Raw genomic sequence first — 22,099 nt, forward strand, 5'->3', positions numbered from 1 at the left:
GACAGCTTTCCCCATTAAAATCGTTTAAAATAGGTCTACCATAAATTTTTCCCTCATGCTTCAAGGGGAGGGGCATCACAAGAGCCTGTATGTTAACATTGCTAATCTTATTTTTAGCTACGTATCAAATGTACAAGAGTTTCAACATGGCTTGTCTGGGGAAACATGTCGTAAGGCTGGATAAGGGAGATTCTATAACCTTGAACACAGATAAGAGAAAGATCTCTAGCAAGAGTAGAAGGCATACAGGAAACATAAATAATTTCTTGTGGGCAACGTCGTAAAATTTCTACTCCGACGGCGGGTGTGATTCCCTGGCGAGGAGGATTAAGAATAATGATATCGGCGTGCTGGTCGTGCAGTTCTTTTTGTAGGACTTTTTCCACATCTCCTTCAATAAATTGAGGGGTCGTCAATCTGTTAAGGCAGGCATTTTCTTTGGCCATAGCGATCGCCAGAGGATTGTATTCTATTCCAATGACTCGATGGCCTTGTTGGCTTAAAAGTAAAGAGGAGATACCAATGCCACAATAAAGATCAAGAATGGTAGCTTGCTTCTTCTTAGAAAACAAATCAATGATTTGCTGATAGATCTTTAAGCTTTGCTCTGCATGATTTTGTATGAAGACTTCAGGGGAGCAAAGAAATTTTAAGTGTCCGACCGCGAGAAAGTTGGTGGGATCACCCCACACCCATTTTTTTGATCCTCCCTTTACTATGACTCCTTTCCAGCGGGGAAATTGTTTTAAAAATTCTTCGATAATCTCTGCTTCTATCTTATTAAGCTTCTCAAAATTTAAACTTAAAATTAATTGGTTTACTTCCGTTTTAAAAAGAGTTGCTCTTCCTTCAGTAGCTTGTTGAGAAGATATCTTCCCTAGCAAGGTCTGCACTTCGGCAAGAGCCACATTATCTTCGGCAAGGAATAAAGGGCAATGCTGAATGGGTAGCAGAGTTTGGTTATCAATAGCTATATAGCCTGCCCTAAAAAACCCTTGATGGGGAATAATTTTGAGGGTGATATGACGTCTATACATCCAGTTCATCTGAGCAGCAACCACAGGTAAAACCGTAAGCTTTGAAAATTTTCCAATGCGTATTAAAGCATTTTCAATAATCTGGCGTTTGTTTTCTAACTGAGCTTCATAAGTTAGATGTTGCAATTGACATCCACCGCACTCGCCATAGTAACGGCAAAGGGGTTTTACTCGTTGCAAGCTTGGTTTAAGCACAGCTAGTAATTTTCCTGTCGCAAAGTTTTTTTTACGCTTTACAATATGATAACGAATCGTGTCGCCGGGAGTAGTAAAAGGGATAAAAACAACCAATTTGTCTTCACGAACGATTCCCTGCCCCTCAGAGTTAAGAGCAATCACCTTGCCAACGAGAATCTCAGACATATGGCTTGTTTTCATCAATAATTTGGAAATCGCGGATCAGCAGTTGAATACTGGGGCCTTGAAAATTATTAATCTGGGGAGTAAAAGCTATACGTAGCTTTAAATTCTTTTTGCGCAGGAGAGGACTTTGTGCAGCTTGTCCAAAAGCAATTCCCTCTAACATACGATCATCTTGCTCTAGATAGAGCTTCAAATGTGTTTTACCTACCACTTTGGGAGGCCAAGCTTGCTTGGCGATGGTATAAAGGATAGGCTGAGGGTTTTCATTGCCATAAGGCTCAAGTAGGCGAATGGATTCCATAAAATCAAAAGTAAGCTCATGAAAGTTAACTTCTGCATCCAACATCAGTTTGGCCATTACATCATGATCACGTAGTTTCTCATCGGCTGCCTTGATAAAACGTCTTTTAAACTCTTCGATATGTTGTTCTTTAATTGTTAAGCCTGCCGCAAAATCATGTCCTCCAAAATTGACAAGAATATCTGAACAATCTTTTAATACATTAAGAAGAGGGAATTCGTGAATAGAGCGCAAAGAACCTTTACCGACCCCATGGTCAATGGCAATCATGACAGTTGGGCGATTGTATTGCTTTGAAATACGTGTAGATAGGATAGCGATTACTCCTGGATGCCATTTATCAGAATGTAAAACAATAGCTTTATTTTTGAAAATTTCAGGATGTATGGCTACCGTATTTTCAATGTCTAAGGACATGGTACGTTCAATTTTTTGGCGTTCCATATTGTTAAGATCGAGTTCTACAGCAAGTTTCTCAGCTGCAATAACGTTACGTGCCAAAAGCATCTGAACGCCTTTCTGGGGGTCAGCAATACGTCCTAAGCTGTTTAAGCGAGGAGCTAGCTTGGAGGCTATCATAAAAGTGGAAAGTTCATTCAGATCTGCATCGGATATAGAAATGAGTTTAGCTAGGCCAATGCGTTTATTCTTCTTAAGCTGACGTAAACCATAACTTACAAGAATGCGATTTTCGCCAAGCAGAGAGCCCATATCAGACACCGTTCCCAGAGCAACCAGGTCCAGATAACGTTTAAGATCAATTTTTTTAGGGGAGATAAGCCCCTCGGCTACCATTTGGAGAGTGACTGCATGCGCTAGCTTAAAAGCCACACCTACACCTGTTAGGTCTCGATTAGGATAGGAGCTATTGAGTAACTTAGGATTAAGGGTAGCCACGCAATGGGGTATTTTATCGGTAGGCTCATGGTGGTCAGTGATGATTACATCGACATTCCTTTCCACAACCTTGGCAATCTCTGTAGCTGCTGTAATTCCACAGTCTACGGTAATCAATAGTTTACATTCATTTTTCAGCGCATATTCTAAGGCTTCTACTATCAAGCTTTGGCGGTTAGTGCCCCGATTAGAGACATAGAAGAATACATTAGCGCCCACAAACTGTAGAAATTCAGTCAGCAAAGCTGTGCCTGTCATCCCATCCACATCATTATCCCCATAAATAAGGATATTTTCTTTATTTTTAATGGCTTGGCTAATGCGATCCACAGCTTGTTGCATTTCTGGCATCAAAAAAGGATCGTATAGATCAGGGAGTTTAGAATAAAGATAGTCATGAATTTGCTCTAACGTGGTAAAGCCTCTAGCAATGAGGATTTGAGCGGTGACAGGATGTATCTTAAATTCTTTAGTAATAAGTTCTTTCCACTCGTTGTCGATTTTCGGATAAATCCAAACAGGTGCTTCTTGATGGTGGAAAATGGAATGCATTCAGTTATGGTCCTGGTGATGATAATCTTCATTCTAGCTTTATAAAAAGCTCTTGTCAAGAAATCTATACGAGCAGTGTATGACTAAGCAGAAAAGAGAAAGGTTGAGCATTTTTTATCGATTCTCTATGCAGCAGGGATAGCTTCATTTTAACCTAAGAAGTTTGAGTTTATTGGCCTCATATTCAAAAGGTTGCCGCTTTCATCTTTTGCCCTTTTCTTAATAATTACTAAAGAGGTTGTTTTTGCATAAAAAATTATGAAAGAAAGGGAAAAAGCTCTTAGCTAATCGATGGGTAAATTTAAAAACTAAGAGTTTTTTTAACTTTCACACTCAAGGAGTTATTAAAAACCATAATTCCGAACTCTTTTGCAAATATCCATGGACGTCTATGAAGTTATCGGCGGTAGGCTTATTTACTTGAAGGAATTTTGCTATAAAAAAGAAGGTCATATACTGGACCCTTAGAAGCTTAAACAACTCCAAAAAGATCCCTTTAGCCAAGTGATTTTAGGGAGTTGTTTAAGCAATAAAAGGCTCTTAAAAGAGCCTTCTTTCTAAGAAGATAGTCTTCTGGTAGGATGCATTTCCTCTTCTAATTTTTTTATTTCACGGTTGTGAATATAAAGCATTACTGGGGATGCGATAAATAGTGAAGAGAGTGTACCAACTATGACACCAATCGTCATAACTAGTGAGAAAGCAAAGATAGAATGGCCTCCTAGCAATACTAATGATAGCAAGACTAGTAGAGTAGTACCCGAGGTCATGAGCGTACGGCTCAAAGTAATGTTTAAAGCATGATTGACAATATCCTTAAACTTCATTTTACGCATAAGCCTCATATCTTCGCGAATTCTATCAAATACAATGATTGTATCATTTAAAGAGTAACCAATAATTGTCATAATGGCTCCTACAACCTGCAAATCAATCTGGACGGCAAAGCCCATTGCTTGAAAGATTGCCAAAATACCTAGAGTAATAATCACATCATGGGTTAGCCCTACTACAGCTCCTAGGGCAAATTTAAATTCAAAGCGGAAGGTAATGTATAGCAAAATACTTGCTAAAGCAATGGTTAAACCGATGACCGCATTGTTACGCATGGCCTCGGAAAACTGACCACTAATGACTGTCCAATGAGTATGCAACTGGTCCAATTGTGAAGAAGCTACATTTAATCCTGCATCTGTTAAAGTATTAACCAGCCAAACAATTCGAGGATTTTTTTGGTATTCATGAGCAAACTTGTCTTCCACGAAGGTTTCCGGCAATTGATAAAAAGGATGGCCTTTTTGTTCCATGCTTGTGGCTAATTGGATACGTAATTGATTAGGCTTACTTAAGGTGCGCAACTGGAAATCATTAGCAGTGGCTCCATGGGTGAGTAAAGCTTCTGCTGCCAACTGACGATAGTTTACTTCCTCCGGCTTTTCTTCAAGTTCAACATTTAATGAATAACCGCCCGTAAAGTCCATACCCAACATTGTTTTATATTGCACAGAGAAAAAATAGCCTCCTATTGCTATCATAGCTAAAGAGATTATTATAGCTTTTCTAGCATGCTTTAAGAAATCAAAGTGAGTATTGCCGATTAGCTGGGACATAGACAAGGATTTATGCTTAGGATTTTGTACCCACCCAGCAAAAAAGTAACGCGTCATGAACAGGGCCGTGAACATAGAGGAGATAATCCCAATGATTAAAGTTACAGCAAAACCTTTGACGGGTCCAGAATCAAATTGAATAAGAATGAGGGCAGCAATGATAGTGGTGATATTAGAATCAACAATAGCACTAAAAGCTTTACGATAGCCGGCTTGAATAGCTGAAGCTAAACGTCCGGATTGCTTAAACTCTTCACGAATTCTTTCAAAAACTAGCACATTCGCATCGACTGCCATACCAATGGTGAGGACAATACCCGCCAGTCCTGGCAATGTTAAGGGCTGGCCGATATTTTGCATCCCTCCCCAAAGGATGAGGATGTTAAAAAGAACAGCTGTAGAAGCGACTACTCCAGCGAAGTGATAATAGCCAATCATAGCGATAACCACCAAAGTAAGTGCTACAACAGAGGCTACTACTCCTCGAGTGCGTTCTTCTTGACCTAGTTCAGGGCTTACATTTTCTTCTGAAAGAATTTTTGGTGTAAAGCTTAATGATCCAGCTTTTAAGTCGGCAGCTAGTTGATTAACTTCACGTTGGGTGAAGCGACCAGTAATCTGCGCAGAATCTTTTAGAGCGGCACGAAGGCTGGGCGAGCTTATGATCGTCCCATTTAAAACCACTGCCATACGCCACCCTTTGCCTCGAGAATAACTTTCTTTGGGAGTGCCGACAATTTTATCTTCGGCAAATTGTGAGGTCCAGGTATAAAAGTCATCGCGTGGGCTGCCTATGCGTGAACCATCATATGAGCTTTTTACACTGAAGGAAAGTGTATTTCCTTCAGAAGAATCATAGCCCACTTGAATGTTTGTTAGGCTAGAACCTTCTAATGCATAATGGTGGAAAACTATTAGCAAGGGATGGGCTTGGTTATTCCATTCTGAGAAATCCTTACCACGTAAAATGGCTACTGAAGAAAGCGTATCGTTGTAAGTATTGCTTACTTCCTTATGCTTAGGATCAGCTAGGCGCAAGCCGCTCTCATAAAGCAGAGTGGCATATTCTGAACGTGGGCCTGTCAGCTCACCTGTAGCCAAGTCACCTCCTAAGTGATGCCAGGCAATTTCATTCACACTATCAATGTCTGTACGATTAGTAACTACCGCTTCATTCCATACATTTTGTAAAAACTGGTTGACAGCCTCTTTTAAAGCAGGATTGTTAGGAGTAAATTTCTCGTTGACTACATGAAAATACATGGCAGAAGCTTTAACAAGATCCGTAGCTGACATGTTCTGCGAGCCAGGAAAGTCTAAAACAATGTTATTGCCTTCTAGATGAATGGTACGTTCTGAGACCCCCATTTTGTTAATACGTGTATATAATTCATTAACAGCTTGCTTTAAATCTTCAGGATTGGTGACTTCTCGCCCATTTTGGTCTCTGAGGCCTATGCGCACTGTTTTACCCCCAGAAAGATCTAAGCCAAGCTTAAGAATCTTGCGATCATCACCGCGGAAAAATTTTGCGATGCTAAGCTTGAAATTTTGCCAGTAGGGGTTTTTGGTAGGGGCAGGAACTAGATAATGGTTAGTAATATCCAAGTCTACCTGAGCAGAGCGATATTCTTCTTCCCATTTAAGTAAGTCTTCTTGCTGATGATCTTCGATAGCGTTTATAGCTAGCATGCGCTGCTCGACATCTGTAAAGTCTAGCAAAGCGTGACGCTTGCTGCCTTTAGCATAGAAATCTTCGCGTGTAGCTTTAAGCAAGGTATCATAGTAATCATTAAGCTCAAAAATATAATCTTTGCTAAATTCGGCAGGCAATCCGAAGGTGGCCCCTGAATAGCCTACGAAACCATTTGCTTGCAAGGTATAATGCAGCTGCTCGATATCATGAAGAAACTCTTGTTTTTCAGGAGAATCGGGCATTTGGCGATATTTTTGCATGATGCTATCCATTCCTCTAGCAATCACATAGATAGAGCCATTGTTAAAACCTGGTAAGGTAGGGCTCTGCTGTGCAGAAGGTGCGTATACGAGTAAGCCTAGCTTTTGCTCTTCAGGCTTTGATTTTGTATACGAAGCATAGTCTCTCAGAGGATAGGCTTCACGGGTTAGCTCAGTATGTTTTGGTAGCCATATTTCTTCTAACTGATTCAGCAGTTGCTGGATTTGTTTTTTAGCAACGGCTGTTAAATTTAACGCTAAAAAACTGCGAGGATTGGTTAATTGGGAAAGATTAACACCAAAAGTCTCTTCCCAAGGTATTAAATTTTCATCCGTTAAACGGCCTGCACGTGCTATATCGTTGATTATTAAATTGTTTATTTTATCTCTCTGGACATCAGCTTCTTCATCTTTGCTAGGAGCTTGGCGGATGGCTTGAATATCTGGATAAAGTTGAAGAAAGATTTTCTCATTTGACCAATCAATAACCAGCCCTTGGACAAAAGGATTACTTCCATCTAGAGAGACTATTTGTAACTTATCATTAGCTTTAGAGGCTTTTTGGCTAGTTTGGATTAAATCTTTAACTTTTTCTGGCGTTAAAGCTTGTTGGCTAACTTTAAAATCAGCTGCCCGCTGATGAAGGATAGAAATGGCTTGGCTTAAAGTATGGCGTTGTCCTTCTAAAAGAGTTAAAGCTTGTCGTTGGCTAGAATCAACTGTTTGCTTGCTCTCTTCAGCTTTTTTTATTTCTTGAGTCAAGGTTTCTTTCTTAGCTCCTAAGCCTGCCTTCAGAGCTTCTGCGCGAGATAAAAATTTGCTAACTAGATTATCCTTAGAGGGAGCACCCATCTGTGTAAAGCTAGCAAAATAACGTTTAGCCATTGCCTGATTAGCTTGTAAGGCTTTATTTGCTTCTACAATTTCAGTGGCAAGATTGAGCACAAGATCATCGTAAGAGCTAGTAGGATTATCTTTAATTGCTTGCAAAAGAGTGGCTGGTTTGCTTGTGCTGCCAAAAGCTAGAGCTAACTGGGCCACGCGGTCTTCAACTAATTGACGATAAAAGTCAGTAATTTGTCCCTCGGCATTTTGTTTGTAAGCATACTGAAAAAATTCTTGTAAATCTTGAGGATTAAAATGAATGTTTACTTTTCGAGAAACGATGACTTGTGTGTTTTGCTCATCTACCTGAGGATACAGCTCGAGTTGAGCAGGCACAAACGGGATTAATGCTCCAGCTCTAGGTAAAAAACGCCTGAAAAGAGAAGCATCTTGCGCATTACTAAAATTTACTTCGACATATTGAGGATTGTTTTTTTGTAGCTCGATAGATCGAGGCTTTACACCTAGTAGCTTAGCAAACGAATGCAGCCAATCAGTAGCATCCTGCTCAAGTTCATTCGTCCTATTGGCGATAGCAACAGCAATTTTTTGGGCACGAGTTGCGTCGATAGGGGATTTAAGAGGTTTAGTATAGTAAAAAATTGTTGGCAAAATGTTGAATAGCGTCAAAAAGATGACCGCTAATATCAGATATAATTGCCAGCGCTTTTGTTTTTCCATGACAATTCGTTTCCTTATTTAAAGCTTTCATTTGATAGAAAAGGGTAAGCAGATAGGATAACAAAGAAAAGGTCATTCTGTCTATAAAATTGAAAGAGAACTCCAAGTTGTCGCTTAACCCAACTTTAATCGATGCGGTTACCCTTGAAGTCTAAAAAGGCTTGATCAGTGGTTATATAAGTAAACTCTAATCAATAAATCTATTGTTATTATCTATCTTATCTAGTGCTAGCTGTGTCTATAGAATGCATGGCCTAAGAAAAGTGGCTAGATAAACAAATGATAGATATTGATTTCTTTTAAATCTTCCATAAATAAGAAAGCCACCTGCTTGAACAGAGGTTCAAGCAGGTGGCTTGCATTAAGGCCAAGCTTTAAATTAACCCGATATTTTTGCAGTTCCCTCTGTTTCTACCAGAGTAGACCCTTCAGAAGTATCAGTTTTTTCATGAGTTAAAGCTATAAATTGGCGGTTTAGCGATCTTACTGCCGCTAACCAAATAAGGATAAAGAAGGTCATAATGATAGCTACATAAGGAGTGATGGCGGCTAGCGATCCTAAGGCAACAAGCAGACCTTGTTGAATAAAAGAACCTCCAGATTTACCAAGACGCGCACCAACCACATCAATAGCAGCCTTGCCTTTGACCTTAGATTCTTGGTCAAGAGGAATGTAAGCCATCTCCTTGGTAGGATCAAATAAAGAGTATTTCGTCGATTTACTCATAATATTTTGTATCATGCCAAAGATTACTGCTAGCATGAGTGGAGTAGTGCCAAAGTAGCTAATGAAGCCGGCAAGGTGGTCCTTAAATATAACAAAAGAAAAGAAACCGATCCCTGTTATTAATAAAACAATAGGTGTTGCCATAGCGGCAAAGCCCCAGCCTTTTTTGCGGGTAATCCAACCGCCTAAGAACATCATTATAATTGTCACCAATCCTGTGATGGTAGAAAACATGCCCATAAAAGCATTGTAATCATTAGGATTTTTGTATTGTAGCTTAAGTTGTCCTTTCCAAGTTACTTCAACTAAATTAATGCAAATACCATAAGAAATGACAAGCAAAGCAATGCAGAGGATGTACTTGGATTTAGCTAGGAAAGCAAAACTTTCTAAAATACCCATTTTAGGTTTAGATTTTTTTCCTTTCTTTTCTTCTTCTGGGTTGTAGAAGCGTGGATCTGTCAAAACGTTTCTATTCATCCAATAGTAAATGCCAAGCACCGATACACCAGCTAAAACAACAAAAGTCATTAGATAGTTAAGAGAAACTTGCCATGGATCTACACCAGCGGGAATGCGGCTCTGGATGTTAGAAAAATAGACAATCGTAGGGCCAGAAACAAGCAAAGCAACGTTTGCTCCAAGGCCAAGTAGAGTATAAAAACGCTTCGCTTCAGTTACACGCATGATATCATTGGCAAAGCCCCAAAACATCAAAGATAACACGGCGCTTCCCCATAGTTCTGCTAAGATATAAAACAGAGAAAATGTCCAATCTCTATAGCAAGCGACTAAGCCGCTTAAACCTGCAGGTAGGATTGACCGCAAATAATCTGCTGAGGTCGTGGGATGAAGAATCTCTCTATTGGGATAGAGAACAAAAGCAAAAAGAGCGAAAAAGACCAAGAATGGTGCAAGGACCGTATAAAAAAGGGCCTCTTTGCTAAGAATATTGCTTAGCTTAGCATACAAGAGCATGAAAATAATTGCACCAGGAACCACACCCCATACTTTTAAGAAAGGGAGGGTTTCAGCTCCAGAAGCTGTTACAATTAGCGTATCTTTTGTATCACGCAGGATAGTATAGTTAAAAGAAATAAAGAAAAACATCAAGAACATAGGTAAAAGCTTTTTAAGCTCATAGTTATGGACGGGCCAAAAAAATGACCGCGCCTTACTAAATTCTTGTCCAGCATTTTGTGCCATATATCAAAACCTCTGATTGTAAAATAAGCGTTATATGTGCTTAATTAGCATCCACTTGTAACACTTAAGAATTTAATAAAAAACACTTTTGTTTATAATGAGAATGCACAATGTAAAACATTTTTAATTAATAGGCAAGAGTAAAGAAGGGAAAGGATAAGGGGTTGGAAAGAGGGCGATGATCCACAACTTACTTCCATTTTGTTAAAATAACCTACATCAACGTGGCTCCACAAAGTAGGTTAAAGCAAAAAAGCTTTTGCTAAACCTTAAATAATACGCTTTAAAAAAACTTAGTCTGCATACCCAACCCTCTAAAAGATATCTCTCTGCTTAACGAGAGAGATATTATAAATTAGGGAGCTGCATAAGAAGTAGCTCAAAAGCGTATAATAGGCTATGGGTTGGCTTTTTTGTTAGGTTTATAATTTACGCTGAAATTCTGCAATCCGTAGGATTTAAAAAGCATTTAGACAAAATGGGTTTATCTATCTAATAATATGGCCTTGTTAACCTTTGATAGGTTGAAGAATTGTTTGAAAACAGGGTTGAGTCTATCTTTCACTATATAGCAATCTTTTGAACTTTTGTTAGGAGTAAATGTAAAGCTCTTAGAAGCGGAAAGGAGCTTTGCTAAGGTGTTTAAAAGAAAATCTAGAAAAGAGACAAAATATGTTTAATTTTGTGATTGAGCACGGCTAGGTTTAAAAGCTAAAAATATAAAAGAGAAGATAAGTGGATGAAAAGCCTTCGAAGCATAAGTAATCATGTACATTTCGAAGGCCTAATGATTTAGCTATATTGAGGGGCCAAGGAGTTGGCAGAGGCAGCAAGATTATTGTTTAAGCTGATGGCTTCAACATAAGATGTCCAAAGGTCTTGTTCAACTTTACCGTGCCTGATTGATGCAATGAGCTCTCTCTTAATAGAACGTAAGTCTTTTTTTGGGGTTAGTTTACGAATCATTTCTTTATCACCTGCTAAGCGGGCCATGTTTAACATGCGTTCAATGTCCTGTTTGGAAAATAGAATCTGGTCTCTACGCTTGCGTGAGCCTCTAGCAGCTCGTTGCTTGGGTGTTACAGGAGAGGGTTTGTCAACATTGATAATGTATTTTAAAATCATATCAGTGAGCTGTTCAGGATCTTCTGTTTTCATTTTACGCATGGTAAAATGATGGATGTAGCCACCTGTTGAAGAAGGAATGTAGCGACAAATATCATTTTCCTTCTTGGCACCTAACTTCTTAACAGCCGTTTGAATAAGACTTTCCAATTGTTTTGAATCGGATTTTGAGTTTGTACTCATTGATATACCTACTTAATTTTTATTTTTCGTTAGAGTTATAAATAACGCTGGTTTTTATTGCGTTCCGAAACCTTGATTTTTCCTAAACTTTGTTTATAGGGGAGCGGGAAGAGGAAAAGTTTTGATTTCTTTATTTACTAATGAAAATTATAGATTTATATGAATTTTGTGCAACCTAAAATTTATTCATAAACATATAATTTCTGCCTCATTACTACCCGTACAAATAATAGTAGAGTAAGAATATGTTTTTTTAAAAGTTTGAAGGTAATCTGTTCATTTAGTACTATATGCTTTTAAAGAATGGCTAGCGACTTCCTTTGTCTGTAAAACCTTATATGCTAGGTGCATCATGCCACTACCTATGTTTCCAGCTACTTCTAAGGCTTCAGCAAATTTTGTGCATGCTATTATTGGTATTGCTGCTGGGAAAGGCGGAGTTGGAAAATCATGCGTCACAGTTAACCTTGCAAGAGCTTTAAAGGATTTAGGCTTTAAGGTGGGAATACTGGATGCTGATATTTACGGTCCTTCCATCCGTCGCATGTTACCCGAAGATAAAATGCCTGAGCAATGCAATGAACGTATTCTACCAGCTATATGCCAGGGAGTTAAGGTTATATCCATGGCTTATTTTAGGCGCGAAGATGAAGCTGCAGCCATTCGTGCTCCCATAGCTAACACTATTGTTCAACAATTCATTAAAAATGTAGATTGGGGAGAAATAGATTTTTTATTAATTGATTTTCCACCGGGAACGGGTGACATTCAACTAACCTTGAGCCAAAATGCTCAATTGAATGCTGCCATCTTGGTGACAACTCCCCAAGAAGTTGCATTAATGGATGTAAGAAAAGCCATGGACCTGTTTTATCAAATGAAAATTCCTATCATAGGTGTTATAGAAAACATGAGTTATTATCAGATCTCCCCAAATTTAAAACGTGTTTATCCTTTGGGTCAAGGGGGAGGGGGGCGTTTAGCTAAAGAAGCAGGCTTTTCTCTTCTAGGCCAAATCCCGATAAGCTCTGAAATTTCCCATAGTGGCGATAAGGGGAACTCACTTTTTGAGGAAAAGACCCCAGACGCCCAAGCGATTAGTAAGATTTTTATAAATTTAGCAAAGAAAGTAATGGAACAATTAGTAGAAATAAAAAAGCGTGAAACTGCGGAAGTGGAAAAGTTTTTTCAAAAAGATCCAGCTACCTTTACTTTGCAATGGAGCGATGGCTTAATGGCAGACTTCTATTTGTCTGATTTGCAACGTCGTTGTCCTTGTGCTGGATGTATAGAAAAAAGCGTAGAAAACAAAGTAGGGGATAAAAAAACTAATCGCGACGAGCTGCGGGTCTCTACGATTGAAAGGGTAGGGCATTATGCTTTACGCATTTATTTTACGTCTGGTTGCAATCAAGGCATCTATACCTTTAGTTTTTTGCGTCAAATGGCTCAGGAGCAAAATTCATGAAATCGTGGCTACAAATGGGTATATGGATGAGCGTGTTTCTGATGGTAGCTTGTACCTCTGAGGACCAACATCGTCGTATAGAAAGAGAGGGCTTTGGTCTAAAGAATGGTAAAATTAAAGCTTTGTCGACCATTGCCATGATTGGCGATATCGTGCAACAAGTAGGGGGAGAACATGTCGATAATTTAACCCTAATGAGAGGAGATTTAGATCCACATACTTATCAGCTTGTGAAAGGGGATGATGAAAAGTTAGCTTATGCGGATGTGGTGTTTTACAATGGATTAGGTTTAGAGCATGGACCCAGCTTACAAAGATTCTTAGAGAGTAATAAAAAGGCAGTGGGTTTAGGAAATAAGATAATTAAAGATTACCCTTCTTTAGTTATTTATAGTCAAGGGCAGATTGATCCTCATATCTGGATGGACATGGCTATATGGGCAAAAATCATTCCCTATATTGTTGAAGTATTAAGCATTAATGATCCCATGCACGCTGATGTATTTCATACTAATGGTGAAAAACTTATGCAGGATTTACTTCAGAGTGATCAAGAGATTAAATACGAGCTAGGGTTAATTCCTTCTGAGAGGCGTTACTTAGTAACCAGTCATGATGCATTTAACTATTTTGCCAGAGCTTATCTAGCTACACAAGAAGAGAGAATAAATGGGAAATGGGTTCAAAGGGTTGCGTCCCCAGAAGGTTTAGCACCTGAGAGTCAATTGAGTACCAGCCATATCCAAGAGATTATAGATTATCTTTCTAAACATAGAATACAGGTTATTTTTCCAGAATCTAATGTTAGCAAGGATTCTCTGCGTAAAATCATTTCAGCAGGTAAGGAAAAAGGATTAAACATCACTATTGCTCCTTGTTGTCTCTATGCTGATGCTATGGGTGCTGCTGGTTCTAGCGGGGAAACTTATCAGAAAATGATTCAACATGATGCCGATTGGATTAAAAAATGCTTAAAGGTTGATGGATGAAAAAAGCGCAGACACAACCTTCCGTACTAGAAGCTCATCAGCTTACCGTTAACTATGACAAAACACCTGTACTATGGGATATTAATTTAAAAGTGCCTCCAGGTTTGCTTGTAGGTATTCTAGGTCCTAACGGCGCTGGCAAAAGTACTCTTATAAAATCTGCTCTAGGGCTAGTAAAACCTATTTCAGGAAAAATTGAATTTTTTGGTTTGCCTTTAAAAGAAGCCCGTAAAAGGATTGCTTATATTCCCCAGCGTCAAAGTGTAGATTGGGATTTTCCCATTACAGTGCGCGATTTGGTTTTAATGGGATGTTATGGAAGGCTAGGCTTATTGAGATGGCCGCGTAAAGCAGATCGAATGGCTGCCAATCGCTATCTAGAAATGGTTGGAATGGGAGCTTATGCCGATCGGCAAATTAGCCAGCTATCAGGTGGGCAGCAACAACGGGTATTCATTGCTCGTGCTATGTTGCAAGAAGCAGATTTATATTTTATGGATGAACCTTTTGCTGGTATAGATATAGCCACAGAAAAAATTATTATGAAAATTCTAATTCAACTGAAAGCTCAAGGAAAAAGTGTTTTTATTGTCCATCATGATTTAAACAATGTTGAAAATTACTTTGATTGGGCCATATTACTTAATATGCGTTTAGTCGCATGTGGTCCTGTGGAAAAAATATTCAAAGCTGATAATTTACAAGCTACCTATGGCAAAAGCTTTTCTTTATTTGATGAAGCAGTGAAATTATCCCAAGATAAAATCAAGGGAGCTGCTTCATAAACATATGTTATTTGCTAACTCACCTTACTATTATTTTACCGACGCTGTTCTTAGAGCTCCTACAATTGGTTCGATGCTGATGTGTTTAGGAGCTTCTCTAGTAGGTGTATTAGTTTTTTTACGTAAAGAGTCTTTACTAGGAGAGAGTCTTTCACATGCAGCCTACCCAGGTGTGATGATAGGTGTTATTTTGGCAGGAATACTTCACCTAGGTGAAGATCAAGAGATGGTGGTGGCCAGCCTGATTATGGTAGCCGCTGGACTGACAGCTTTAGGAGGCCTGTGGGCTATTCGCTGGTTAGAAAACTCTCTAAAGGTCCCTAGCGATTCAGCATTGTGTTTTATTTTAGCGGCTTTTTTTGGGATAGGCCTAACGTTGGCTAGCCAAGTTCAATTTTCTTTTTCCACTCTTTATCGACAGGCGCAAGTCTATCTTTACGGCCAAGCTGCTACCATGACAGATATCCATATATTCGTTTATGGGACTTTGGCATTATTGATTACTTTAACCCTTATCTTTCTTTATAAAGAGATACAAACTATTTTATTTAATAAAGATTATGCCAAAAGTCTAGGAATAAATGTCTCAGGAATCGATGCTATTATTTTTGTCTTGATCGTTTTAGCCGTGGTAATTGGCATTCGTTCAGTAGGTGTAGTATTAATGTCTGCTATGTTGATTAGCCCTGCAGCGGCAGCTCGGCAATACACGAACAGGCTTTCAATAATGTTTGTTTGGGCAGCCTGTTTTGGGTTGATTAGTGGGTATTTGGGCAATTATCTTTCCATAGAAATTTCTAACTATTTAGCTTCTCTTTATCCTTCAGCTCGGCTAGCGCTTCCTACAGGTCCCATGGTTGTTTTAGTCTCCTCTTGTATTTGCTTGCTTTCCCTTCTATTAGCTCCTGAGCGAGGTGTGCTTTTACGGGTACTACGCATAGCCAAATTCCGCCACCGCTGCATGTGTGAAAATCTTCTTAAAGCTATTTGGCGTATTCAAGGGCCCCATCCTGTATCTTTTGAGCAAATTGCTAAGCATCAAAGTGCTTCCAAGCTATATTTGCGTTTTGCTCTCTGGCGGCTTGTACGCAATGGCTGGATGGTAAAAGCTGGCAAGAAAGCTTATCAGCTAACCAAAGAAGGAAATGTTTGGGCGGCTAAAATTGTTCGCTTGCATCGCCTTTGGGAGGTTTATCTGGTAGACTATCTAGGAATAGGGGCAGAAAAAGTACACTTGAATGCTGAAGAGATGGAGCATGTTATCACTCCTGAGTTGGAAGATAAATTAATCATATTATTAAATGATCCCAAGCAAGACCCGCATCATCAACTTATTCCTGCCCAAATTAACTTATGAATAGTATAAACTCTACCTATTTCAATCCCTATACCAATCAAAACTTTTTTGGCTTTTTTCTGCAGCTGTTCGTGCGTCTATACAGTTTTATTGTTGGTAAAATTTCTTTAAGTGAAATGGTTTCGGATGAAATTCAAATGGTTGTGTTAATAGGCGTGGCCATTTCAGCAGCTTTAGTAGGAACTTTTCTGGTTTTGCGTAAAATGACAATGCTAGCCAATTCTTTATCTCATACAATCTTATTAGGGATTGTGATTACTTTTGTATTGACGCAAAACAGTTTATTAGAAAATGAGGCTTATTATTCTCCTATTGATATTAAAATCATGCTTTTGGCTTCATTGGCTGTAGGCTTATTGACTGCTTTATTAACTGACTGCCTGACTAAAATTGCCCGCCTACAAGAAGACGCCAGCATGGGCATTGTATTTACCAGCTTATTCGCCTTAGGAATCGTGTTAGTTACCTTGTTGACACGTAATGCCCATGTAGGTATAGAAGTCGTAATGGGAAATGTAGATGCTTTGCAAAAGGAAGATTGTAAATTTGTATGGGTTATTGTGTTTTTAAATGTTCTTTCAATCATTTTGTTTATTAAAGAATTTAAGATTACTACCTTTGATCCCTATCTATCCAAAGCTTTAGGAATATCGACGGTGTTCTTTAATTATTTACTCATGGTTCAGGTGGCAGCTACTACGATGGGAGCTTTTAGAGCGGTGGGGGTTTTAATGGTATTGGCTTTTATTACGGGGCCTGTATTAACAGCTAGGCTTATAACTCACAATCTTAAAATGTTGTTATTTTTAGCTGCTGCTTTAGGTAGTCTAGCCTCAGTTATAGGTGTCGCCCTGGCACGCCATATTTTAACTGTCTACCACATACCTCTTTCTACATCAGGTTTAGTGGTTTGCACTATTACTACCTTGTTTGGCTTTACTTTGATTGTTAAAACAATACAAGTAAAGCGGCTTAAGTTAAGAGATTTAGTCCTTCCTGTTTTTTAAGACTTTATCAAATTTATAAAGATTTTTTCTCTAAAAATCTGCTCCTATAAGGCTTAATAGTTTTTTCTTTCTTGTTAAAACTTTTCCAATAAAGAACATGGCAGCGCGCCAAATTATTAAGCCCATGCACAAGAGTACCTGGTGGACCTTCATAATCCGTATCACGTTGTGTGTAGGAGCGTCTAGAGGCAACATCTTGCAGGTTATCAATAGGGAGCATACATGGAGCTATGGTTTCAAAATAATAAGGTTTTCGCTGTTCCCAATTAAGAGATAACTGTAAATTTCCTAGAATTTCTCGCCCTTCATATAAGTAGTTCGAATTAAAAAGGGATAAAATAAGGGTTCCTAAAGATGCAATAGAAATAGTCAAAGCATAAAGAGGAGTTCTACAAATATCTAAGCAGTTTTTTAAAATGATTTTTATTATCTTTGGTTGTTTTTGGTGAAGAGAAGGCGAAAGGTTTAATGGATGGTGTTTAGCCCTTACCTTTAGTGCTTCCCAGTTCTTTTTTTCAAGAGTGTAATACTTGTAAATAGATAACGGAAAAAAAAGATGAAAAATAGTTTTGGTTATATAAAAAATTGGGCTGAAGAGAGTGAGTGCCCCAAATTTCCAAGCTAAAAGTGATTTTTCATCATCCCCATAAATATTCATATTTTTGGTATGAATAACCGCGGCATAACAATGCTGGATTCTGGCTGTAGAATCGTGAGGACAGACTTGGTTCCATTTTATAACGATTCGTCTCCATTTGCCTGCCCCTCTCTCTGCTACCATCATATTATTAAGGCTTAAAGCTTGGCTATTTAAAAAAGGGTCTTTGTCCGTACATTTATTCATTATTTTCAAAGTAAAGATTAGATATAAATATTGATTGTTAAGGTAACAATCAAGGCTTATTTTAAGTAAGGTTTTTATTTTTTCAAAGAGTTTTCATCTATAAGGAAGAGCACTTTGTGCTTCTATTTTTAAAATACTCTACTAACTCTTAAGTCGCTCATAAACATTTTTAGTAAGGCTCCACGCAATCTTTATTTGTAAAGAAGGGAAGAGGGGAAAGGCTAAAAATTTAAAGATTAGCAGGTGTTTCCTGTTAAGTTTTAAAAGTATTGCTTACTAAGGATCTAATGCAAGCGGGAAAATTTATCTGCATGCTTGCTAGAAAAGGCTTTAGAAGCTCCCCTTTTTGAGGACTCTTCATAAGCTAACCCTAGTGTAAATCATCAAAGAAACTAGTAAAAAGATAGTAAGTTAAATGGAATGGGAATCTTTTTAGGACCGTTGTCTCTAGTATCACTAACTTCTCCATGGAAAGAATAGGTAGCAGCCAGCCAGTCAATGAGCCTTATTCAAATCATTTTCTTGAGGTGGCGACAAGCCTAGATAGCATGAGCCTAGCTCACTAATTGATCCATCCAAAAACCTATTAAGTAAATGGTAAGAAATGCTTGCCCATATTTTACTTTTCTTTCCCCTTTAGCTATGAGACGCCGAAATTTTCTTTACAGCCAAGATATTGCTCGTTCAACTTGCTATCTCACTCTTTTTAAAGTAAAGCTAGCCTTCTTTAGCCATTTTCCCAGGCTTTTTCCGCCTATAAATTTACGGAAAAAATTTTCGTATTAATAATCTATCCCTTAAGTACTCAGCATCATCTCTTTTATCTGCTTCAACTAGAGGAAAAAGCTCTAATCCATGTTTTATCTTATCTTTGCGATGCTGAATTTGATTAATTAAAGGTTCCACCATTTGGCGTTTATCTCCATTGGCAGCCCTGTTCTTAAAAGCTACAGGTCAGCCCTTTCCTTCTACTAATCAATAAGTGGTCGCTCCTTTTCCTTTATATCCTTAAATCAATCTCTCGCCCCCTCCCTTCCGCGCTGAAAAAAGCCGTCAGCTGCTAGAAGTTGCCAATCTAACTTTCCGGCAAGGTCGGCTGTATCAAGCAAGGTTTGTAGGATTCTATTTAACGTGCCATCTTCTTGCCATCTACCTAACCATCGAAGAGTGGCAGATCTTGATTCTCAGTTCGGGCTTTTAGGAAGATCACAATCACGCGAGCCGGTAGCCACAATCCAAAGTAAGCTGTTACAAATCTTTCTCCAGGGAGTATGAGGCTTTCCCTTTAAATTTTTTGGAGGGCTCTGTGGCAAAAACTGTTTTAAAATTATCCATTGAATATCTGTAAATCCTTCAAATCGTCCTAGCATAAGTCTTTTCCTTTCTAAAAAAGAAGACCTTACATCACAAGTTTAAATTTTTCAATATTATCGGGATAGGTTCATGTAAAACTTTTACACTTGATAATCTAAATAAATTACTTCCTTATTTTCTTGTAAATTTGTTTTCTTTTAGATATATTTCTAGATTATTAGCTAATAAAAGCATAAATAAAACTTATTACAAAAGGCGGTATAATGAATCCTATTTCTTCCATCAACTTAGAACAATTACCTAATGAGATACTAGCCCCTATTTTAGAAGCTTGTGTTAACCCTTCCTTATCTAGCGTTTGTACAAGATGGCGACATTTGCTGGTTACGGAAATCATGCCTTCCCTTTATAAGCAAATAGGTAAGATGCATGCTCCTCATACAGATGTTAATAAGCAGGCTTTTATTTTAGATAGGATTTATAAGCTAGAAGAAAAGCTTTCAGAGACAGAAAAAGTCTATGCAATCTTCAGCCAAATCTTTACTCAAGTTACCTCTCTTTCTCCTTTAGAATTTAAGTGGAAAACCGAGGAAAAAAGATATTTTACCCTCACTAATTACTGCTCTTATCTTGTAGATATCAACCGCCTCTTAATGTGGAAAGAACTTGGCGGAGGGGGAGAATATTTAGAAAGAGAAGAAATTAAAGCTTTATCTTTAAAAGAAAAAGGCAAGCTTTTTAAGGAATGGGTTGAAAATTATAGCAAAGATATTACGGAATTGCATTTAGAAAAAATTGGCTTAACCTTATTACCTGCAGAGATAGGACAGCTATCAAATCTCGAGGTGCTTAGTCTAAAAAATAACGAGCTTACAACTCTTCCCGCCGAGATAGGGCAGCTAGTACAGCTGAAAAGCCTTTTCTTAGAAAACAACCCACTCACCTCTCTTCCGGTAGAAATCGGGCAGCTATCTCAGCTGCAATGGCTTTTCTTAGCAGACAGCCAGCTTACAACACTTCCTGCCGAGATAGGGCAGCTGTCTCAGCTGCAATTCTTTTTCCTACATAACAATCGGCTCATCACTCTTCCTGCCGAGATAGGGCAGCTATTGCAGCTGCAAGGGCTTAGCTTAGAAAATAACCAGCTTACCACTCTTCCTACAGAAATAGGGCAGCTATCTCAGCTGCAAAGACTTGGTTTAAGCAATAATGAACTTACCACTCTTCCGGCAGAAATAGGACAGCTATCTCAGCTACAAAATCTTGATTTAAGCAATAACAACCTTGCCACTGTTCCTGCCGAAATAGGACAGCTACGGCAGCTACAAGAGCTTTATTTAAAAAATAATCCGCTTACCACTCTTCCGGCAGAAATAGAGCATCTGCTAAACGAGTTAAATCTAGAGCTAAATAAAAGTCGGTGGGGAAATTTTCCTCAAGAAATAATGCAACATTTAAAGCTATAACTTACATTCCTGAGTAGAAAAAATAATTAGGAATTCTGAAGGCTAATTGAGTAAGATGTTATCTTTAAAGGCTTACATTAAATGACTAAAAGTTATGTAAATAGATATGCAAAACGTCGATCATTTAAGGTTGGTAGCTTAGAATGTGTGAGGAGATAGGGTTAGTTGACCTTATTGATTAAGCAGTAGGCAACCAGGCGAAGAACAAGCATCTAACATATGTTCAAGCTGTTAAATGCATGATCTTAAATGGATTAAGGTTTATAAGTCGGACGCTTTACATGTATTCTGAATACCTTGAAGGCAAACTCATCGATCATTTGCTAGGTACGCCAGTTATACCAAAGCAAATTGATGATAATGTTTTAGGCAGAACACTGGATAAGTTATTTGAAATGGCCGTGGCTGAGCTTTTTACTAAGATAGCCCTGCATACAATCAAAGTGCTGGGTATCCAAGTAAAAAGCTTACATTTAGATGAGACAAGTTTTCATGTAGATGGAAATTTATGAGAGCCTATTAGAACAAGGAGAAGCGTGCATTCGTCTATTACAAGGCTACGGCAGAGACCACAAGCCTGATTTAAATCAAGCCGTCTTGCAGCTTATCACCTCCCATGAAGGCAATATCCCTTTGCAAGCGGCCGATAGCAATAGCAGCGATAAAACCGCCTTTACGCGAGTTGTTGTTAAAGCATCTTAAAAGCTTTCGGCAAGCCGTAGAGAATCGTTATATAGTAGGATAGTAGGAGACAGTGCTCTTTATACGCCAGCTACCTTACAAGCCTTTAAAAGAGAACAAAGCTTATTTGTGACTCGTGTTCCCATGCAGATCAAAGAGGTCAAAGAACTCATATTTGAAGTACCTTACGACAAGACGGTAGAGATAGCAGAAGGCTATCGAGCTTTTGAGAGCACTTCTTGCTTTGCAGGCGTTGAACAAAGATGGGTAGTCATCTTTTAGCCAAGCGGCCTATCAAAGAGAATGCTGCACTTTAGCCAAGCATTACCTGAAGGGCAGGGAAAAAGAAGCCAAAGCCTTTATTAGGTTCATGCAGCAAGAATTTTCATGTCTAAATGATGCTAAGTGCCAATTAGATAAGCTTGTAAAAAAGCTTAAATATATACAGATTATCGAACCTCAAGTTATAGCAACTCAAAAGAATACCACATCTGGTCGACCAAAAGCTGAGCAAAAACCTTCTATATCTAGCTATCGCCTACAACGGAAGTTCCATTTTTTTATAAGGTTAAAGTGATTAATTATTTTATTATTAAAGCTTTATGGCTTTTTTATAAAAATTTGTAGTCACCAATATATTACTTAAACTTGATTTTAGAATTTAC

The 22,099-nt window shown here is 38.4% G+C and carries 15 protein-coding genes and 2 pseudogenes; 9 read left to right on the forward strand and 8 right to left on the reverse strand.

Annotation, left to right across the window (positions count from 1 at the left end; all coding sequences use genetic code 11):
- Window positions 1–113: 113 nt before the first annotated feature.
- From rlmD to DB42_RS03665, 5 genes and pseudogenes are all read right to left on the reverse strand, one after another.
- Entirely contained in the window at window positions 114–1,400 is a 1,287-nt protein-coding gene (rlmD, locus tag DB42_RS03645; protein WP_044881790.1) for a 23S rRNA (uracil(1939)-C(5))-methyltransferase RlmD, read from the reverse strand.
- Window positions 1,393–3,150 carry a single-stranded-DNA-specific exonuclease RecJ gene (gene recJ / locus DB42_RS03650; protein ID WP_039386029.1) on the reverse strand — a complete coding sequence of 586 codons (1,758 nt, stop codon included), beginning with the start codon at window positions 3,148–3,150 and terminating at the stop codon, window positions 1,393–1,395. The genes rlmD and recJ overlap by 8 nt, the downstream gene beginning before the upstream one ends.
- Before the next feature lie 557 nt (window positions 3,151–3,707).
- Window positions 3,708–8,282: a protein translocase subunit SecD gene (secD, locus tag DB42_RS03655; protein WP_044881791.1), complete on the reverse strand. Its 4,575-nt coding sequence runs from the start codon at window positions 8,280–8,282 to the stop codon at window positions 3,708–3,710.
- A gap of 451 nt (window positions 8,283–8,733) precedes the next feature.
- Window positions 8,734–10,215 (reverse strand): annotated as a pseudogene (locus DB42_RS03660) (NTP/NDP exchange transporter); the annotation flags it as partial.
- A 792-nt stretch (window positions 10,216–11,007) separates the two neighbouring features.
- A complete protein-coding gene (locus DB42_RS03665) occupies window positions 11,008–11,523 on the reverse strand; it encodes a hypothetical protein (RefSeq protein WP_042239796.1) in 516 nt (171 codons plus the stop codon).
- A 352-nt stretch (window positions 11,524–11,875) separates the two neighbouring features.
- On the opposite strand from DB42_RS03665, the gene DB42_RS03670 reads away from it, so the two are divergent.
- From DB42_RS03670 to DB42_RS03690, 5 genes are read left to right on the forward strand one after another with little or no spacing between them, the layout of a single operon-like run.
- Window positions 11,876–12,991, forward strand: coding sequence for a P-loop NTPase (locus DB42_RS03670; protein WP_080502718.1), 1,116 nt, complete (start codon window positions 11,876–11,878; stop codon window positions 12,989–12,991).
- Window positions 12,988–13,980 (forward strand): metal ABC transporter solute-binding protein, Zn/Mn family, encoded by a 993-nt coding sequence (locus DB42_RS03675; RefSeq protein WP_044881793.1) that lies wholly within the window; start codon window positions 12,988–12,990, stop codon window positions 13,978–13,980. Before DB42_RS03670 ends, DB42_RS03675 begins: the two co-directional genes overlap by 4 nt.
- Window positions 13,977–14,765: a metal ABC transporter ATP-binding protein gene (locus DB42_RS03680; protein WP_044881794.1), complete on the forward strand. Its 789-nt coding sequence runs from the start codon at window positions 13,977–13,979 to the stop codon at window positions 14,763–14,765. The genes DB42_RS03675 and DB42_RS03680 overlap by 4 nt, the downstream gene beginning before the upstream one ends.
- A gap of 4 nt (window positions 14,766–14,769) precedes the next feature.
- Window positions 14,770–16,122: an iron chelate uptake ABC transporter family permease subunit gene (locus DB42_RS03685; RefSeq protein WP_042239799.1), complete on the forward strand. Its 1,353-nt coding sequence runs from the start codon at window positions 14,770–14,772 to the stop codon at window positions 16,120–16,122.
- Window positions 16,119–17,129, forward strand: a complete 1,011-nt coding sequence (locus DB42_RS03690) for a metal ABC transporter permease (RefSeq protein ID WP_044881795.1) — start codon at window positions 16,119–16,121, stop codon at window positions 17,127–17,129. Before DB42_RS03685 ends, DB42_RS03690 begins: the two co-directional genes overlap by 4 nt.
- A 13-nt stretch (window positions 17,130–17,142) precedes the next feature.
- On the opposite strand, the gene DB42_RS03695 is transcribed toward DB42_RS03690, so the two are convergent.
- The 3 genes from DB42_RS03695 to DB42_RS03700 form a co-directional block, all read right to left on the reverse strand.
- A complete protein-coding gene (locus DB42_RS03695; protein WP_044881796.1) occupies window positions 17,143–17,973 on the reverse strand; it encodes a hypothetical protein in 831 nt (276 codons plus the stop codon).
- Between the two features lie 762 nt (window positions 17,974–18,735).
- Window positions 18,736–18,882, reverse strand: a complete 147-nt coding sequence (locus DB42_RS11410; protein WP_162180751.1) for a hypothetical protein — start codon at window positions 18,880–18,882, stop codon at window positions 18,736–18,738.
- A 275-nt stretch (window positions 18,883–19,157) separates the two neighbouring features.
- On the reverse strand, window positions 19,158–19,343 hold the full coding sequence (locus DB42_RS03700) for a transposase (RefSeq protein WP_044881797.1): 186 nt from the start codon (window positions 19,341–19,343) through the stop codon (window positions 19,158–19,160).
- A gap of 207 nt (window positions 19,344–19,550) precedes the next feature.
- On the opposite strand from DB42_RS03700, the gene DB42_RS10320 reads away from it, so the two are divergent.
- The 4 genes and pseudogenes from DB42_RS10320 to DB42_RS11170 all read left to right on the forward strand — a co-directional run bounded on the left by DB42_RS10320 (window position 19,551) and on the right by DB42_RS11170 (window position 21,716).
- Window positions 19,551–20,753: a leucine-rich repeat domain-containing protein gene (locus tag DB42_RS10320; protein WP_052435958.1), complete on the forward strand. Its 1,203-nt coding sequence runs from the start codon at window positions 19,551–19,553 to the stop codon at window positions 20,751–20,753.
- Window positions 20,754–20,959: 206 nt separating this feature from the next.
- Window positions 20,960–21,265: pseudogene (locus DB42_RS03710) on the forward strand (DUF4277 domain-containing protein); the annotation flags it as partial.
- Window positions 21,252–21,455: a hypothetical protein gene (locus tag DB42_RS03715; protein ID WP_044881799.1), complete on the forward strand. Its 204-nt coding sequence runs from the start codon at window positions 21,252–21,254 to the stop codon at window positions 21,453–21,455. The pseudogene DB42_RS03710 and the gene DB42_RS03715, both read left to right, overlap by 14 nt.
- A gap of 108 nt (window positions 21,456–21,563) precedes the next feature.
- The gene (locus DB42_RS11170; RefSeq protein ID WP_155117413.1) at window positions 21,564–21,716 is read left to right on the forward strand and encodes a hypothetical protein; all 153 of its coding nucleotides are present in this window, start codon (window positions 21,564–21,566) and stop codon (window positions 21,714–21,716) included.
- Window positions 21,717–22,099 lie beyond the last annotated feature (383 nt).

The sequence above is a fragment of the Neochlamydia sp. EPS4 genome, from assembly GCF_000813665.1.
Taxonomy (GTDB): Bacteria; Chlamydiota; Chlamydiia; order Chlamydiales; family Parachlamydiaceae; genus Neochlamydia.